This window comes from Tellurirhabdus bombi (assembly GCF_021484805.1).
Lineage (GTDB): Bacteria > Bacteroidota > Bacteroidia > Cytophagales > Spirosomataceae > Tellurirhabdus > Tellurirhabdus bombi.
In genome coordinates, this window is sequence record NZ_CP090557.1 from 2,584,030 (window position 1) to 2,599,342 (window position 15,313).

The 15,313-nt window shown below is 49.5% G+C and carries 12 protein-coding genes; 2 read left to right on the forward strand and 10 right to left on the reverse strand.

What is annotated here, in order from left to right; all coding sequences use genetic code 11:
* Positions 1-2: 2 nt before the first annotated feature.
* From L0Y31_RS10910 to L0Y31_RS10920, 3 genes are all read right to left on the reverse strand, one after another.
* Entirely contained in the window at positions 3-599 is a 597-nt protein-coding gene (locus tag L0Y31_RS10910) for a TetR/AcrR family transcriptional regulator (protein WP_234733094.1), read from the reverse strand.
* Positions 600-670: 71 nt separating this feature from the next.
* Entirely contained in the window at positions 671-1,564 is an 894-nt protein-coding gene (locus L0Y31_RS10915; RefSeq protein WP_234733095.1) for a sugar phosphate isomerase/epimerase family protein, read from the reverse strand.
* 72 nt (positions 1,565-1,636) lie between these two features.
* On the reverse strand, positions 1,637-2,653 hold the full coding sequence (locus tag L0Y31_RS10920; RefSeq protein ID WP_234733096.1) for a helix-turn-helix transcriptional regulator: 1,017 nt from the start codon (positions 2,651-2,653) through the stop codon (positions 1,637-1,639).
* Positions 2,654-2,765: 112 nt separating this feature from the next.
* Between L0Y31_RS10920 and L0Y31_RS10925 the strand changes: the two genes are divergently transcribed.
* Both L0Y31_RS10925 and L0Y31_RS10930 read left to right on the forward strand, forming a co-directional pair.
* The gene (locus tag L0Y31_RS10925; protein WP_234733097.1) at positions 2,766-4,346 is read left to right on the forward strand and encodes a TROVE domain-containing protein; all 1,581 of its coding nucleotides are present in this window, start codon (positions 2,766-2,768) and stop codon (positions 4,344-4,346) included.
* Positions 4,347-5,002: 656 nt separating this feature from the next.
* Positions 5,003-6,613, forward strand: coding sequence for a catalase (locus L0Y31_RS10930; protein ID WP_234733098.1), 1,611 nt, complete (start codon positions 5,003-5,005; stop codon positions 6,611-6,613).
* Positions 6,614-6,663: 50 nt separating this feature from the next.
* On the opposite strand, the gene L0Y31_RS10935 is transcribed toward L0Y31_RS10930, so the two are convergent.
* From L0Y31_RS10935 to L0Y31_RS10965, 7 genes are all read right to left on the reverse strand, one after another.
* Positions 6,664-7,341 carry a peptidoglycan recognition protein family protein gene (locus L0Y31_RS10935; RefSeq protein WP_234733099.1) on the reverse strand — a complete coding sequence of 226 codons (678 nt, stop codon included), beginning with the start codon at positions 7,339-7,341 and terminating at the stop codon, positions 6,664-6,666.
* Between the two features lie 99 nt (positions 7,342-7,440).
* Complete coding sequence (locus L0Y31_RS10940; RefSeq protein ID WP_234733100.1) at positions 7,441-8,997, reverse strand: SusD/RagB family nutrient-binding outer membrane lipoprotein; 1,557 nt, start codon at positions 8,995-8,997, stop codon at positions 7,441-7,443.
* A gap of 13 nt (positions 8,998-9,010) precedes the next feature.
* Complete coding sequence (locus L0Y31_RS10945) at positions 9,011-12,055, reverse strand: SusC/RagA family TonB-linked outer membrane protein (RefSeq protein ID WP_234733101.1); 3,045 nt, start codon at positions 12,053-12,055, stop codon at positions 9,011-9,013.
* Between the two features lie 295 nt (positions 12,056-12,350).
* A complete protein-coding gene (locus tag L0Y31_RS10950; RefSeq protein WP_234733102.1) occupies positions 12,351-12,833 on the reverse strand; it encodes a hypothetical protein in 483 nt (160 codons plus the stop codon).
* A 16-nt stretch (positions 12,834-12,849) separates the two neighbouring features.
* Positions 12,850-13,302: a hypothetical protein gene (locus L0Y31_RS10955; RefSeq protein WP_234733103.1), complete on the reverse strand. Its 453-nt coding sequence runs from the start codon at positions 13,300-13,302 to the stop codon at positions 12,850-12,852.
* A 184-nt stretch (positions 13,303-13,486) separates the two neighbouring features.
* Positions 13,487-14,743 (reverse strand): asparagine synthetase B, encoded by a 1,257-nt coding sequence (locus L0Y31_RS10960; protein ID WP_234733104.1) that lies wholly within the window; start codon positions 14,741-14,743, stop codon positions 13,487-13,489.
* 185 nt (positions 14,744-14,928) lie between these two features.
* Complete coding sequence (locus L0Y31_RS10965) at positions 14,929-15,159, reverse strand: PspC domain-containing protein (protein WP_234733105.1); 231 nt, start codon at positions 15,157-15,159, stop codon at positions 14,929-14,931.
* Between the last annotated feature and the right edge of the window lie 154 nt (positions 15,160-15,313).

A 15,313-nucleotide genomic window follows, 5' to 3' on the forward strand; every position in this document is an offset into this window, starting at 1 on the left:
GTTTAAGCGGGGCGGAGGGCCTTCAGAACCAGCTCCAGTGTTTTGTTGAGTAATATTTTATCCAACGTAAATTCATTGGCTCCCGGCTCCCCCCGGTGCGACATGTGAAACTTGATAAGCTGATAGAGCGGGGCAAAAGCAAGTGACCAGTAGACTTCCAGGGGCAGTTCTTCCAGTTCCTTGCGTTTGATGGCGTTACAAACAAAAGATTTCATGGCTGCGATAAACGGATTTTCTGCCACCTGTCGGAATTTGTCGTGAAAAGGCGAGTGGCGCATCTGTTCCATAAAATGCATCCGCTGCGGGTAGCGCAGGCAGTAATTGGCCCGGTTGACCCACTGAATACGCAGTCCTTCTTCGAAAGGCATGGCCGGGTCGAAACCATCCAGGGTAGCTTCGGTCATGCGCTGGCTTTCTTCCCGGTAAATCTGGACAATCAGGTCTTCCCGATCTTTAAAATAAATGTAGATCGTAGCGGGTGAAACGCCTGCCGCTTTGGCCAGTTTGTGCATACTCAGCCCGTCAAAGCCTTCCTGCACAATCATATCGAGCGCTTTCTCCCGAATAGCCAGTTCTTTATTTTCGTCTCTAATGCGCATCTTGTAGGCAAAAATAAAAGAACGTTCGTTTATCTAAAAAAGGTTTGCGTGTAGTTTACTAAACGGCTAGCTTATCCATTCGCCAGGGCCTGCCGCACTTTTTCCAGAAAGAGGGGCACCTTTTCCCGTGGGTCGCCGGGGCCGAGGGTTTCGATGGGCAAGTAACCCCGGTAGCCTGACTCCCGCACGATTCGGACAATTTTATCCAGGTCGGTCGCTACTTCCTGCCCGTTAACGTACAGATTTTCCTTGATTTGCCAGGTGGCGGCGTGTTGGGCTACTTTCGCTATTTCTTTATACGGATCGCCTACGCGGAAGCTGCCAATATCCAGGTTAAGCGCCAGCCAGTCGGAATCAACCAGCCGTAAAACTTCCAGGATATGATCGGCGGTTTCAATAAAATCGGCGTGGTTTTGCAGTACGATCATAACGCCATGCTGGGCTCCGTAGTCAGCGCATTGCCGGAGCGAGTCAACGACCCATTTGGTGGCCTCTTTGCGGGTATGCCCTTTGGGCACCTCCAGACCCGAAAAGACCCGCAGTACCGGCGCGTCAAATTTTGCTGCAAAGTGCGTCCACTGCTTAACAAGGTCAATTTCTTTCTTCCGGCTGGCGGTGTCGGGCAGGCAAAAATTATTCCGCACCCCCGTTCCGCTAATGTCAAGGCCCAGCCGAAAGGCTTTGCGTTTGAGCGTATAGATATAAGTGTCGTCGGGTAAAGCGGGATAGTTTGGAATGTAATAGGCGGTTGGGTCAACGGCGTCGAAACCCAGGTCGGCGCAAAACTCCAACACCTGCTCCAGCGTCATCTGGCCAGTAGTCAGGGGTCGGTTGAACGAGTACAGGTTGCAGCTCAGCTTGTGATGAATTGGGCGCGGCGGAACCGGCTCGGGCTTCGCGGCAGGCAGAAAAGGAGTCAGGGCAGCCAACTTAAGAAACTGGCGGCGGTTGGGTTGTTCGCTCATACTCATACGGATAATGCGGCTGATTAACGAAAGCAACTTTAGGTCAAACACTACCGATTCGCCCCATAAACTTTACGGCTGTTCGTAAAAACGGGCTGCCGTTGCCAGCCGGGCTTGTATCCGGGCGCGCAGGCTGGCCGGAGCCAGTACGGTCATGCCTTCCCCGAAACCCAGAATTTCTTTTTCCAGCTCAAGGTTCAGTTGAACACAAATCTCGATCACGATCCCATCTTCCCGACGCTCAATAAGCTGCTGGGAAGGGTGGAGCGGCTTGGTTTCGACGTAGGGCGCATGTTGCAGACTAACCAGAATACGGACGCACTGCGGTCGCATGCGAGGGCTGACCGTGACGCCGATGACGTGCTGGTAGTAGCTGTCGGGCGAAAAGGCGTCGTTAGCGAGAAATTCCGGTTCTTCGGCCAGCTTTAGGCTTAGAATTCGATCCAGGGCGAGGTGCATTATTTCTGATTTATTAGCCTGTATCCCTACTACAAACCAGCGGTTTTTAAACTCTTTCAGCCACCAGGCGTGGAAATGAAACTGGCTTGACTGCCGGGCCTTGAACGACTGGTAGGTAAGAAAAAGCACTTTTTTCTGAATGATTGCCTGATAAATCTGATCCAGGTAAGAAAGGCCTTTCAAGCCATCATTTTTCTCGAAATCAATGACGGATGTTTGCCGGACCGTAGCGGCGTGGACGTGTGCCTCTAACTTCTGAATGACTTCGTTCAGTTCCTGAAAATGCGAAAAGCCTTTGAACTGTTTCAACATTTCCACTGCCTCGTTCATGCGGCTTAAATCCTGATTGGTCAGCGGGGTTTGCGTAATGCTGTAGGCCGGATCGGCGTAGGTGTAATACTTCCTGTCAATCACCAAAATGGGTGCATTGTAGCCTAGCTTGTCGCTGCGCATCATTTGCAGATCTGCCTGGATGGTCCGGCGGCTGATGCCTTTCTCCATGCCTTCATACTCGTACAAAGCCTCCGAAACGCAGTCGATGAGCGCTTCCAGCGTCCATTGTCGGTAGCGATTTCGCAGGCAATTGTCGATGATCTTGTAGCGAATCAGGGCGTTGCGGTTGGCGGGCATGGGTGTTTCTGGAAAAATTTCGAAAAAATCTGAAAAAAAATTGAACTGCGCAAAAAGGCTGCGCAGTTGGACTAAACCTTTGTAGCACCAAGGCAGTAAAAACGAAACGGTCATGAAATTTAGCACGTATTTTAAAACCCGCACAGTCAACCACGAGAGAGCCGGAGCCTTTCGGTTGACACCAGAACTGGAACTGTATTCGGCGGTGGCGAGTACGATGCTGAACGCGACCTTCTACGAACAGGCAGACGAGCGCATGAACCGAATTCGCGAACTGGTTGGGAAAGTTAGCCCGGCGTTCGTTGCCAAACTGGCGGTTTACGTGCGGGAAAAGATGTACTTACGTTCGGCGCCGGTGGTATTGGCCAGCGAATTGGCCAAGGTGCACAATGGCGATAACCTGGTCAGTAAAACAGTTAATCGCGTGGTCCAGCGCCCGGACGAAATTCTGGAACTGCTGGCTTATTACCAGATGGCCAATGAGCGCAAGGAAGTAAAACGCCTGAACCGCCTGTCGAAGCAGGTGCAAAAAGGCTTATCCGCCGCATTTAATAAATTTGACGAGTACCAGTTCGCCAAATACAACCGGGCGGCCACGGTTAAGCTGCGCGATGCCTTGTTTCTGGTTCACCCCAAAGCGAAAGACGAAGAACAGCAGGTGATTTTTAACAAGATCGTCAGCGATTCATTGGAGACGCCTTATACCTGGGAAACGGAGTTAAGCGCCTTGGGACAGGTAAAATTTCCGTCACCGGCTAAAAAAGCGGAGGCGTTCCGGCAGAAGTGGGAAGAACTGGTCAGCAGCCAGCGCATGGGCTACATGGCTACCTTGCGCAACCTCCGCAACCTGCTGGAAGCTGGCGTAAACACGGAGACGCTTCGGCAGGTCTGTGCTTATCTGGCCAACGAAAAGGCGGTGCAAAAATCCAAACAGTTGCCGTTTCGGTTCCTGGCGGCTTACCGGGAAATCAAGGGCGTGCGATTACCAGCTCGCTTCATCGCTGTTGCTGGACAAGGGATTGAGGATATACATAGACAGCCGGTTTATGCACCCGTTGTCTTGAACGCACTCGAAAAGGCGATTCAGATGAGTATGGCCAATCTGCGGGGATTTGACGCTGATAAACAGGTTGTTATCGCCTGCGACGTGTCGGGGTCGATGCAGAGTCCGGTGTCGGCCAGAAGTAAAGTGCTTTTGTACGACATTGGTTTGCTGCTGGGGATGCTGTTGCAGTCAAAATGCAAAAATGTGCTGAGTGGCATGTTTGGCGACCGCTGGCAACCGGTCAGCCTGTCTTCGGATAATGTGCTGGAAAATGTGGAGGCATTTTACCGACGGGAGGGCGAAGTTGGGTATTCGACCAATGGTTATTTAGTGTTAGAAGACTTGATTTGCCGCCGTCACGTAGCGGATAAAGTGATGTTTTTCACCGATATGCAGCTGTGGGATAGCCAAACATACAACCAGTCTGTAAACAATACGCTGTCGGCGAAGTGGCGGCAATATAAAGAAATCGCCCCCAACGCCAAGTTGTATTTATTCGATCTGGCGGGCCACGGTCAGGCGCCTTTGCGAACGGAGCAGGATGATGTTTTTCTGATTGCTGGCTGGTCGGACAAAATCTTTGACGTCTTGCAGGCTTTGGAGGAAGGGCAGGACGCGTTGAGCCATATTGCTCAGATTGAATTATAAGGAATGACAGGATGTCGTAGGGTTGGGTTACTTCGCTCGAAACTTAGGGGAGGAATAATGTAGCTTCTTTTATGAAGCAAGATTATCCAGTTCGACTCTGGCACGCAAATGCCCCGCTAGCCCAGCCCGCTTGTTACTCCTGTTTTCATTATTTGCAGGTGTCGTAGTACAGTGATACTTCGATGGTTAGAGCGCTCCTAGTAATAGGAGAGGGGTAGGTTCACGCCCTACTGCCGAAAATTTCGGTATAGCTCAAACAAAACATACCCTGCAACCTCATTAAGTAAGTGCCGTCAGTTAGAGCTCCTTCGTCTGTAAAACGACTCTGACTACCTGTTGCCTTACTTACCCAATTGATAACCGGTGCCGTAAGACAGAGTTACTTCGACTTTCACTCGGGCGGCCGCAGGTTCGACTCCTGCCCCTGGCTTGTTCAGGGTAGCTCAGCGGTAGAGCACCTAGCTCTGTTTGTTTGTTGCCCGGTTATCAATTTATTATCTAATTATTCCTGCATTACACACGTTCGCTTAAAGTATTAGATAAAATCGATGAGAGATAGATTTTATCTAAGTTAAAAGGCGCTTTACGGCCAAACAGTTTGGTCCTATACAGGTTACTTCATTACATAATAGTGTAAATTTAATCTGTGAAAAACCATGCAGGAAGAAACCCCAAAAACCAACGGCCAATCGAATGGCCAAAACGGAGAAGGTGATCAGACACTGACGACGCGGCAGGGGCATCCGGTCACGAACAACCAAAGCTTACGGACAGTAGGAAATCGTGGACCCTCTACACTGGAAAACTATCAGTTCATCGAAAAAATTACCCATTTTGACCGTGAGCGCATTCCTGAACGCGTTGTACACGCGCGCGGAGCTGGTGCACATGGTTATTTTGAAGCCTACGGAACGGTGGGTGACGAACCCGTTTCCAAGTATACACGGGCCAAATTATTCCAGCAAAAAGGCAAGAAAACACCGGTTTTTGTGCGTTTCTCCTCGGTAATTCACGGCGGTCACTCGCCGGAGACACTGCGCGATCCGCGTGGTTTTGCCGTGAAGTTCTACACGGAAGATGGAAACTGGGACTTAGTAGGCAATAACCTGAAAGTCTTTTTCATTCGGGATGCCGTGAAATTTCCTGATCTGGTCCACGCGTTCAAGCCCGATCCGGTGACGAACCGGCAGGATGGCGAGCGGATTTTCGACTTTATTTCTGGCACGCCCGAAGCCATGCACATGATTACGTTCCTGTTCTCGCCCTGGGGTATTCCGGCGAACTACCGGGAGATGCAAGGCTCCGGCGTGAATACATACAAATGGGTGAATGAAGACGGCGAGGCCGTACTGGTGAAATACCACTGGGAGCCAAAACAGGGCATTAAAAACCTGACCCAAGCCGAAGCGGAAAGCATCCAGGGTAAGAATTTCAACCACGCTACGCAGGATTTATACGATGCCATCGAAGCGGGTAATTTTCCAGAATGGGAATTCTGCGTTCAGATCATGAGCGATGACGAGCACGCCGAACTGGATTTCGATCCGCTCGACGATACGAAAATATGGCCAACCGACCAATTCCCATTCCTGCCGGTAGGTCGGATGGTGCTGGATCGCAACCCGGTTAACTATTTCGCTGAAGTAGAACAAGCCGCTTTCGGAACGGGTGTTCTGGTGGATGGACTTGACTTCTCGGACGATAAAATGTTGCAGGGACGGACGCTTTCGTACTCCGATACGCAGCGGTACCGCGTTGGAGCCAACTACCTGCAATTGCCAATCAACGCGCCGAAGCGCCACGTGGCAACCAACCAGCGGGATGGCCAAATGACCTATCACGTAGATATGGGTTCTGGTCAGAATCCGCACGTGAATTACGAACCGTCTACGTTGGGTGGTCTGAAAGAAGCACCCAAAAGTGGAAAAGATCACACGCCGTTTGTTTCAGGCAACGTGGTTAAGGAAAAAATTGATCGGCAAAACAACTTCCAGCAGGCGGGTGAGCGTTACCGGTCGTTTGAAGATTGGGAGCGCGACGATTTAATCTTGAACCTGGTAAATACGCTGAAACCAGCGCATAAGCACATTCAGGATAAAATGATCGAGCTGTTCACCCAGTGCGATGAAGATTACGGTCGCCGGGTTGCGGAAGGGCTGCGCGGTACGAGCGGAGACGGGATTTCTAGCGGGCCAATTGGTTCGACAGGCTCCGACAAAGGCGTGCAGGAAGCCGAAGACAAAGGCCACCCAGCACAACCATATTAACAATAAATTTCAACAAACAAAAGGTCGCCCCAATAGGCGACCTTTTGTGTTTAAGGGGTAGCTCTCGGGCTGCCTTTCAAATTTAAGTCTTTCAATTCTTTGCGGACTTTTCGCATGAACCGTTTGCCCGGGTCCGTTTTTGCGGTCAGGTAATTCGGGTCCGTTTCTTTCCAGAGCGGCGTTCCGATAAAGTCTTTGTATTCGTGATGTCCAATCAGGTATTCGATGTCGTAGCGCCGTTTCAGGTAGCGCACCAGTTTAACGTTTGCTTTCACCTGCGCTTTCGTCAAATCGTTATTACCAATGTTCTCAACCCCGATTGCGCAGTAGTTCAGGCCAATGCAGTGCCGGGCGAAGGTTGTGTCTGGCAATAAGCGAAAGATAGTGCCGTCGCGATCTACCAGAAACGGAACCGACACGTTAAGCCGACTCGCCGAAGCGAGATTAGGACGTCCGGGAAGCAAGGTAGGGTTAAAAGCATCGAACGAACTTTCGAGCGTTGGGATAGCCGTCCAGTGCAGCACAATCATTTTGGGTTTGATGTAGGGCTCATCCTGCTGAATGCCGTGGCGTTGCTTGAGGTATTCCAGAGAAAGCTGCTTTCGCTCCTCATCGAAAATAATGGGTTTGTCAATAATGCGGAACGTAGGTGCCGAAGCGCATGCACTCAGCAGGAAAAATCCCAAAAGATAGCTATTGAATAGAATACGCCGGGTTAGTATAGCCATTGGAAATGATCTGGTTGGAGTGGAGAAAACAGATGAAATGAGAAGAGTTACGCTATATCAACTGGCGTAACTCTTCTCAGATTAATCAGGAATAATAAATCAAGGCTTATTCCACCACAGCGGCGTTTTCAAGCGGGTTTTCTCCGTATTGTCACCCACGTTTTCCGGGTTCCGGTTCTGCTCGTTCGATTCATACACCATGGCCTGAATCCAGTCGGTGGCATTGTTGGCGTCAAAAATAACCGTGTTCAGGTTGGCCGGACGTTGCAGACTTGGACCGTAAATGGCCTGGCTGTAATCCATCCGCCGCATATCCACCCAAGTTTCGGGGTTCAGGCACTGCGTGATGTATTTCTGCCGCATGATGTGGCTCAATCCTTGCGTCTGGTTGGCAAAATGCGCCGCTAGTCCGTCGGCTAGTTGGGCAGTCCAGTAAGCATTGATTTCGGCAGTCGTTACGCCCAGTTTCCGCATGTTGGCTTTTACGCCTTCTTCATACGCGGCCAGCGCACCCGTCACGTCGTTCGAGCGCAGACGCGCTTCGGCTTCAATCAGTTTTACCTCTGAATAGGTAATGAACGGGAACGGCGAGGTCGCTTTGGTGTAAAAACCGCTGTTGCTGAATTTACCGTAATCGTTTTCATTTTTGAACTGGCCATTTCCACCCTGACCACCGGCCAAGCCTAAGCCCGGCTTCAGACCACGGTACTTCCCATCGGAAGGGGCCGGAGCCATGATGCGGCTGATTCGTGGATCCTGAAAAGAGGTTTCCGTAACTGGGAATTTTGTGAGAATGTCTACAAAAAACTGAGAATACGTAAAATAACGCGGATCGGTCGCGCTCGTGAAACCACCCCAGCTAAACCACGGATTTTCGTCGGTTTGCTGCGCCCCGGCGAGGTAAGCAAATTCGGCGTCCATGCCATCCTTGTTAAACCCATTCGTACACGCTTCGATGATTTTTTTAGGATCGTACAGACTGCCTTTTTTAGACAGGTGATTCAGTTGCCGCGCCTTCAGCGACCAAGCCAGCCGCCGCCATTTTTCGACATCACCGGCATACATAATATCACCACCGCCCGCGTTCAGCGCAGTTTTATTATTCGTGTTATTGAAAGCCGCAATCGCTTCATCCAACAAACGGTCGATACCCTGATACACCGTCTGCTGGTCGTCCATTTTAGGCGTCAGTTTTACCTGAGAAACGCCGTCATACGCATCGCTGAACACAATTGAACCATACTGATCCGTGAGCAAACTAAAATTGATGGCCTGCAAAACTTTGCCTGCGCCCACAAAATGCGGGGAGCCATCGCGTTCGCCCAGAACGGTCATATCCACGCAGTTAGGTAGCGCAAACGTGTAGGCATTCTGCCACAGAAAATACGAAGCCGTAAAGCGCCAGGTTTCGGCATTGCGGTTCGTGCCCGTTGTCAGTTTGGTCACGCCGTATTGCGTCACACCCGTAATTTCTCGGGCACCGCGCCACATGGCGGCTCCGTTTGTGGTGGTAATGGCCCCAACCAGACGGCTTTCAACCGGCACCTGCGTTGGGTTATTGGGGTCCTTGTTAACGTCCAGATAATCCTTGCAAGACGATGTCAGCAGGACTGTACCCAGAACAAGAAACTGTATTTTTGAAACGAGTTTTTTCATGGATTCACGACAATTAAAGAGTCAACTTCAAACCGAAATCAAAGCCGCGTGTGGCCGGAATACCCAGGTTATCGAAACCAAAAGAACCCGAACCGCCCACACCAGCGCCACTACCCGATACTTCCGGGTCCATACCCGAGTATTTTGTGATCAGGATCAGGTTTCGGCCCGTTGCGAAGAATTGCAACCCGCTGATCGGGGTTTTGCTCAATACACTTTTTGGTAAAGCATAATTCAATGTCACGTAACGCAGACGATACCAGCCGCCATCTTCCACAAAATCGTAGCCTTGCTTGGTGTATAACGTCTGGTAATAGTTCTGATTCAGCGCCACTTCTTTCGTATTTGGTTCACCTGTTGATTCAATGATTCCTTCGAACACACGAGTCTGGCCGCGCTCCAGTGTTTTGGTGCTAAGCCCGGAGCTAACAAGCGAGTTTTCGGTGGCGTTATACACGTGGCCACCAATCCGAACGTCGATCAGGAAGGAAAGCGACAGGTTTTGGTAAGTAAGGGTGTTGGTGATGCCACCCGTCCAGCGGGGCGCCCGGTCGCCAATATTGGCCATTGTTGCCTGAACCTGCGGATAACCATTGTTATCGAGTAGTAACTGTCCTTGGGCATTCCGTTTCCAGACGTTACCGTTAATGCCAAACAGCGAACCACCCAGGAAAGCCGCTCCCTGTGCTACGGAGCCCGCCACCCAGGCGTCCGACAATTCGACCCGGTCCAGCGTGCCCGGTAAGTCTCTCACCGTTGCTCGGTTCCGCGCAAAATTGAAGTCGAGCGACCAGCCTATTTTCTTCTTAACGGGCTGTACCGTCACCAGAAACTCGATTCCTTCGTTGTCAATCTGACCGCCGTTCAGGTAAGCCAGGAACGTACTGGACGAAGGTGGCGTGCGGGTGGCCAGAATCTGGTTGTCGGAGCTTGTCTTGTAATAAGCAACGTCCAGGCCCAGGCGGTTGCGGAAGAAACGTACGTCGGCACCTACTTCGATGGAGTTCGTAAACTCAGGTTGCAGCGTCGGATTTCCGAAATAATCATTCACGTTCGAGATAAAGCCACGCGGCGCAATCGTAAAGGTGTTGGTTGTTGTGGCTAGCGTGGAGGTCAGTACGTGCGCCGGTGCATCTTTACCAACGCGAGCCCAGGAAGCGCGAACTTTCGCAAACGACAGCACATCGCTTTCCGACATGGTGCCTAGCTCTTTCAACAGATCGGTAACAACAAGTGAACCACTAATGGCCGGATAAAAAAACGAACGATTCGAAACGGGTAGGGTAGACGACCAGTCGTTACGGCCTCGGAAGTTCAGGAAGGCAATGCTTTTCCAATCCAAGTTCAGGTCGCCGAACAGGCCGATAATCCGCCGTCGGTTAATGGTCTGCGAGACGGTCCGGTTGGTTTCCAGGACATTATTGATGCTTGGGAAATTCGGATCGATAAAGTTCCGGCCAAACCAAGTAACCGTCTGGCGACGTGAGTCTTCCACGTTATTACCCACTGTTAGACTAACGTTGAAATTCTCGGCAAATGTTTTCTTGGCGGTAACCAACAAGGTTGAGGTAGTAATCTGGTTATTGGCCGAGGATTGCGAAATTGCCCCTTTTTCTTCCCCGACAACCTTTGTTCCTGTCGCCCGAATGCTTTTGAAATTATCCGTGTAATAGTCCGTTCCTAAGCGATACGTAACATTTAGGAAGCTAAACGGATCATACGACAAGTTACCGATGGCAATAATGCGGTCAACCTCACTATTAACCGGTTTGTTGCGGATGGTCCACTGCGGATTATCGTTGGCAGCGATGGTCCGTTGCGTGCCGTCCGGGTTCAGGTAATTGGTCATGTCATCGTTCCGGGGCCAGTAAACAGCCCCTAAAACGCCATTAGCGCTTCCTTGTGAGAGGTATTGGCGATCCGTCTTGATGTAGCTGGCACTACCACCTACCGATAGTTTATTGCCTACTTTGCTATCGGCAGCGATTCGGAATGAACTCCGGTTGAAATCCGTATTTTTTACAATTCCGTTCTGTGCAAAACGCGAGGCCGAGGCGTAGAAGGTAGAGCGCTCGTTGCCCCCGCTGACCGACAAATCGTGTTTCTGGGTGAAACCCGTTTGAAAAACACTGCGGAAGTTGTCATAAATCGGCTCATTAGCGCCGAATTGAGGCCCCCAGGAGCCTACCGAAGCTGGATCAAACGCACCTTGTTCGCCTTGTTTATAAACCGACTGAAGTTCAGGCAAGCGGTTGACAACATCAAAGGAAAAACTATTCGAATAATTGATTTTTGCCTTACCACCCGAGCCTTTCTTAGTGGTAATGACAACCACGCCCGAAGCGGCGCGAAGACCATACAAGGCCGCTGCCGCTGGCCCTTTCAGGACGCTGACACTTTCAATATCTTCCGGGTTGATGTCGATAGCGCGGTTGGACGAAGGCGCGGCGCTTGCGTTCAGGTTACCTTGAGCGACCGGCGTTGTGTTGTCGACGGGTATTCCATCGACGACATAAAGTGGTTGGTTGTTTCCACTCAGTGACGTACCACCACGAATCAGCATGATGGCCGACGCACCGGGTGCGCCGCCTGAGTTGGTCACCTGAACACCGGCTACTTTACCTTGCAGTGCATTGACAATGTTGGGTTGCTGCGACTCAACGATGTCTTTAGAAGCCACCTTCTGAACAGCGTAACCCAATCCACGTGTTTCCTGCTTCACCCCGAAGGCAGTTACAACCACTTCATTCAGGCTTCGTGAATCATCCTGTAGGCTTACGTCAATGGTTGTTGCGTTTCCAATAGTTATTTCCTGAGTTGTATAGCCGATATAGCTAAATACCAGAATTTTACCCGCTGCCGCCTGGACAGTAAAGCGACCTTCGGCGTCGGTGGTGGTTCCCTGATTGGTCCCTTTAACGGCTACGCTCACACCCGGCAAGGCATTGTTATCACCCGCTGAGGTTACTCGGCCCGAAATAGCGTTGTTTTGTGCTAATCCCTCCCAGGAGATGAACACAAAGCATAAAAACAAGAGGAAAAGTAATTTTCTTTTCATAAGAAGGCTTATTTACCAATTTATCTATCCAAAGGTATTGATAAATTTTTATACTGCCTATATTCCTTATGACCTTACTTATATCCTGTATAAACGCGTTTGCCAAGAATAATTTGTCAGTAAATTCAAAAGAAGGTGTAAAATATTCTAGTACGAGGCTGGTCTGTAGCTATGTATACTTATCTGTAAACTTATTTGTCTATCCCTTTTTCATCATATCTGGGCCTAGACGAATCGAAAAAGGGCCACCCGATGACTCAGGCAACCCTTTTTTGACAAGCTCAAATGGCTAACTTTATTTTACCCTATTTTCCTTAATTTCAGTTTTAAGCCGTTCAATTTCCTGATTTTGGCTATCTGATTTAAAATAATAATACAAGGCTAAAGCAAGAAAAACCTTCGACAAAAAGAAAACAACAACAAAAATAGGGCGCCAGATCTTATGGACCTGGATGTGCGTATTGTTTACTTCAACCTCCAGGTAATCGGGCTTTTCAGGCTCAGGCGGTGCCGATTTTCCATTGCCAGCTGGTTGCGTTCTCTTCTTAATTTCTTTTCCGGTGGTGCGGGCTTGTATAGCTTCCCAAGTGCCAGGCGGTGGAGGAACCGCATTGGCCAAACACTGCTCTTCAATGATAATTTCAAGGTTGTTGAGCGCCGTAGAAATTTCTGGATAGGCTTCCATCATAACTTCTACTTCCTGTTGCTCGTCTTCCGAAACTAGCCCTAAGAGGTAGGCTTCCAATATCCCACTATCTATATATTGACGGGTATCCAAGTGATTAATTGCTTAATTAAGATTGACGAAATGTGTGAATATATTCCCGGATAGCTTTCAACACTTCCGGTTTTGAAACGCCTAATTGCTCAGCAATGGCTTCCAAACTATATCCCTGTCTAAACGATAAATCAAAAACATAAGCAGGTGAGAATTCATTCGTTGTTAGGGTGGCTTCCGAAAAATGAATTCCTAATGCAGTTGCTTTTTCGCGGGCGGCTAATGCCTTTGAGCGGGTTAATCGGATAATCTGGATGGCCGGATTCTTAGAATCGCTTACATAAGTTGGTAGCTGCGGAGAGGTAAATACCTCCAGAAGCACCTCCTGCGCCAGCTTTTTTTGAGGAATAATCTGTAAAATAACGCCGTAAGCCATGGCTCCGTATTGATCGTATAAGCGTTGGTGGTCGGTAGGGGGCGCATTAGTTTGCCTGGTTATATCTCCCGATGACCGTCCTGGTTCATTCATGCTGTTTTTAATTAAATAAAACGGATTCTACTTCGTGCGTCGGGCAATGAAAGCTATTTTCTTATGCAATATACCAAAATTATGCCAAATCATAATCGCTAAATCAGCGATTTATAAGACAAGCATTAAGAGGTAAAGGCTAGTAAGTGAGAAAGTTGAGACAAAGTAGCTGTAAAAAAATGACCTACGTTTTCCGTTTTTTCTTTCGGGCAGAAGGAAACAAAACATTGTTCAAAATGAGCCGGTAACCCGGAGAATGCGGATGTAAATTCAGGTCGGTGGCCATGCGCCAGCCCCCGCCGCGCGTGCCTTCTGGATCGTGGCCCCCGTAAAACGTCCATTGGCCCATGCCCAATTCGCCGTAGATATACCGGTCGGAAGACTGGCTGGTGCCCATCACCAGCACATTGGACTTAACGGTTTTCTTGCTAAAAGCAGAGGTCTGGCCGTGAAATTCCTTGATGACCGACTGGTGGTTCTGAACGAGCATGGCCGGAATCATGTCCCACTTAGCCGAAAAATTAAATAGCGTAAAATAACCGTTAGGACTATCCCAGCCGTAGCGACTCGAAGCGTTGATGTCGGAGAAAGACATGCCGTTGTAACCGTTAAGGTCCAGCGTAAAGTTCTGGAAGGCAGCCGTCTTGGTAAAATCCAGTTTGGATTGCGCCCCCGGATCGATGCCGTCCCCGTCGTACGTACTCTCAACAATATCAACGCCTTCGGCAGCCAGCGCAATGTCGAAGGTTTCGGCGCCGGAGCACATGGCAAACAAATAGCCACCACCCGCGCAGAATCCCTTGATGGTTTTGGCAACAGCCAGCTTCATCTGCGATACTTTCTGGTAATTAAACTTTTGAGCAATCGATTCCTGGGCTTTGATGTCTTCGGTAGACATGCGGCGCGTATTGCGCCCAAACTGTCCCGTAAAGTCTTCGTGGTGCAGGTGTAGCCAGTCGTATTTTGCCAGATCACCTTTCAGGATTTCTTCATCGTAAACCACTTCGTACGGAATTTCGGCGTAGTTCAGTACCAGCAAGACGGCATCCGTATTTTCAAATTCAGACGGACTGACTTTAATGGGCGAATAAACCACGATTTTGGCCGCTTTCTGAAGCTTCACGGCGGCCATGTTGACATCGGGATTTTCGATCTGCTGCAAAATGGAAGCCGTCGATCCGTCGGAGATGACTTCAAATGAAACGCCCCGGACGCGGCACTCGTTTTCCAGCATTTTGCTGTATTTGATCAGAAAGCTGCCGCCCCGATAATTTAAGAGCCAATCGACATCCAGATCCGCTTTCAGAATGTAATAAGCAATTCCGTACGCTTTCAGGTGGTTGGATTGGCGATCGTCCATCGGAATCAGGATAGAACTCGCGTGGCTGGCCAAAGAGGTTAGTGCCAGCAGGAAGAGGAGAGATCGTTTCAACGCTGTCATATCCGTTTTGTATCTAGGAATAGCATTTGGGTAACCTAAAATACAGAACTTTATGGAGAAACGATACTACTTTTTAAGTTTCTGACTGAACAGCGATTAACTTGATTTTATCGGCAGCCCTTAAACGCATAGAGCCGGAAATATTTCCGGCTCAGACGCGCATTTTAGTAAGAGACATGAACGGATTAACCACGTCCCCGATGAGGCTCCGCCTTGAAATAACGTTCGCCTTTTGGCATGGCAATCCACAAAATAATGTACGTTATTACAACGGGAAAATTTATGGGTAGAAAGATGGCTAAAACGAACAGAAGGCGGACAACTGCTTTATCGATATTAAAATAATCGGCTAGTCCGGCGGCAACACCACCAATCATGGATTCGGATGCACTGCGGTATAATCGCTTCGTTGTCATGGCTTTAAATAAATTAAGTGTTCTGTTTTTAGGTTATTTGTTGTTATTGTTGATTCAAAGGTACTAGGTAATGCCAAGTAGTCAAAAGAGGTTTATATGAGTGGTCCTCCACCTCCTTAGGTGGTAGAAAACCTTTAAGACTGGTGAGCCGGAG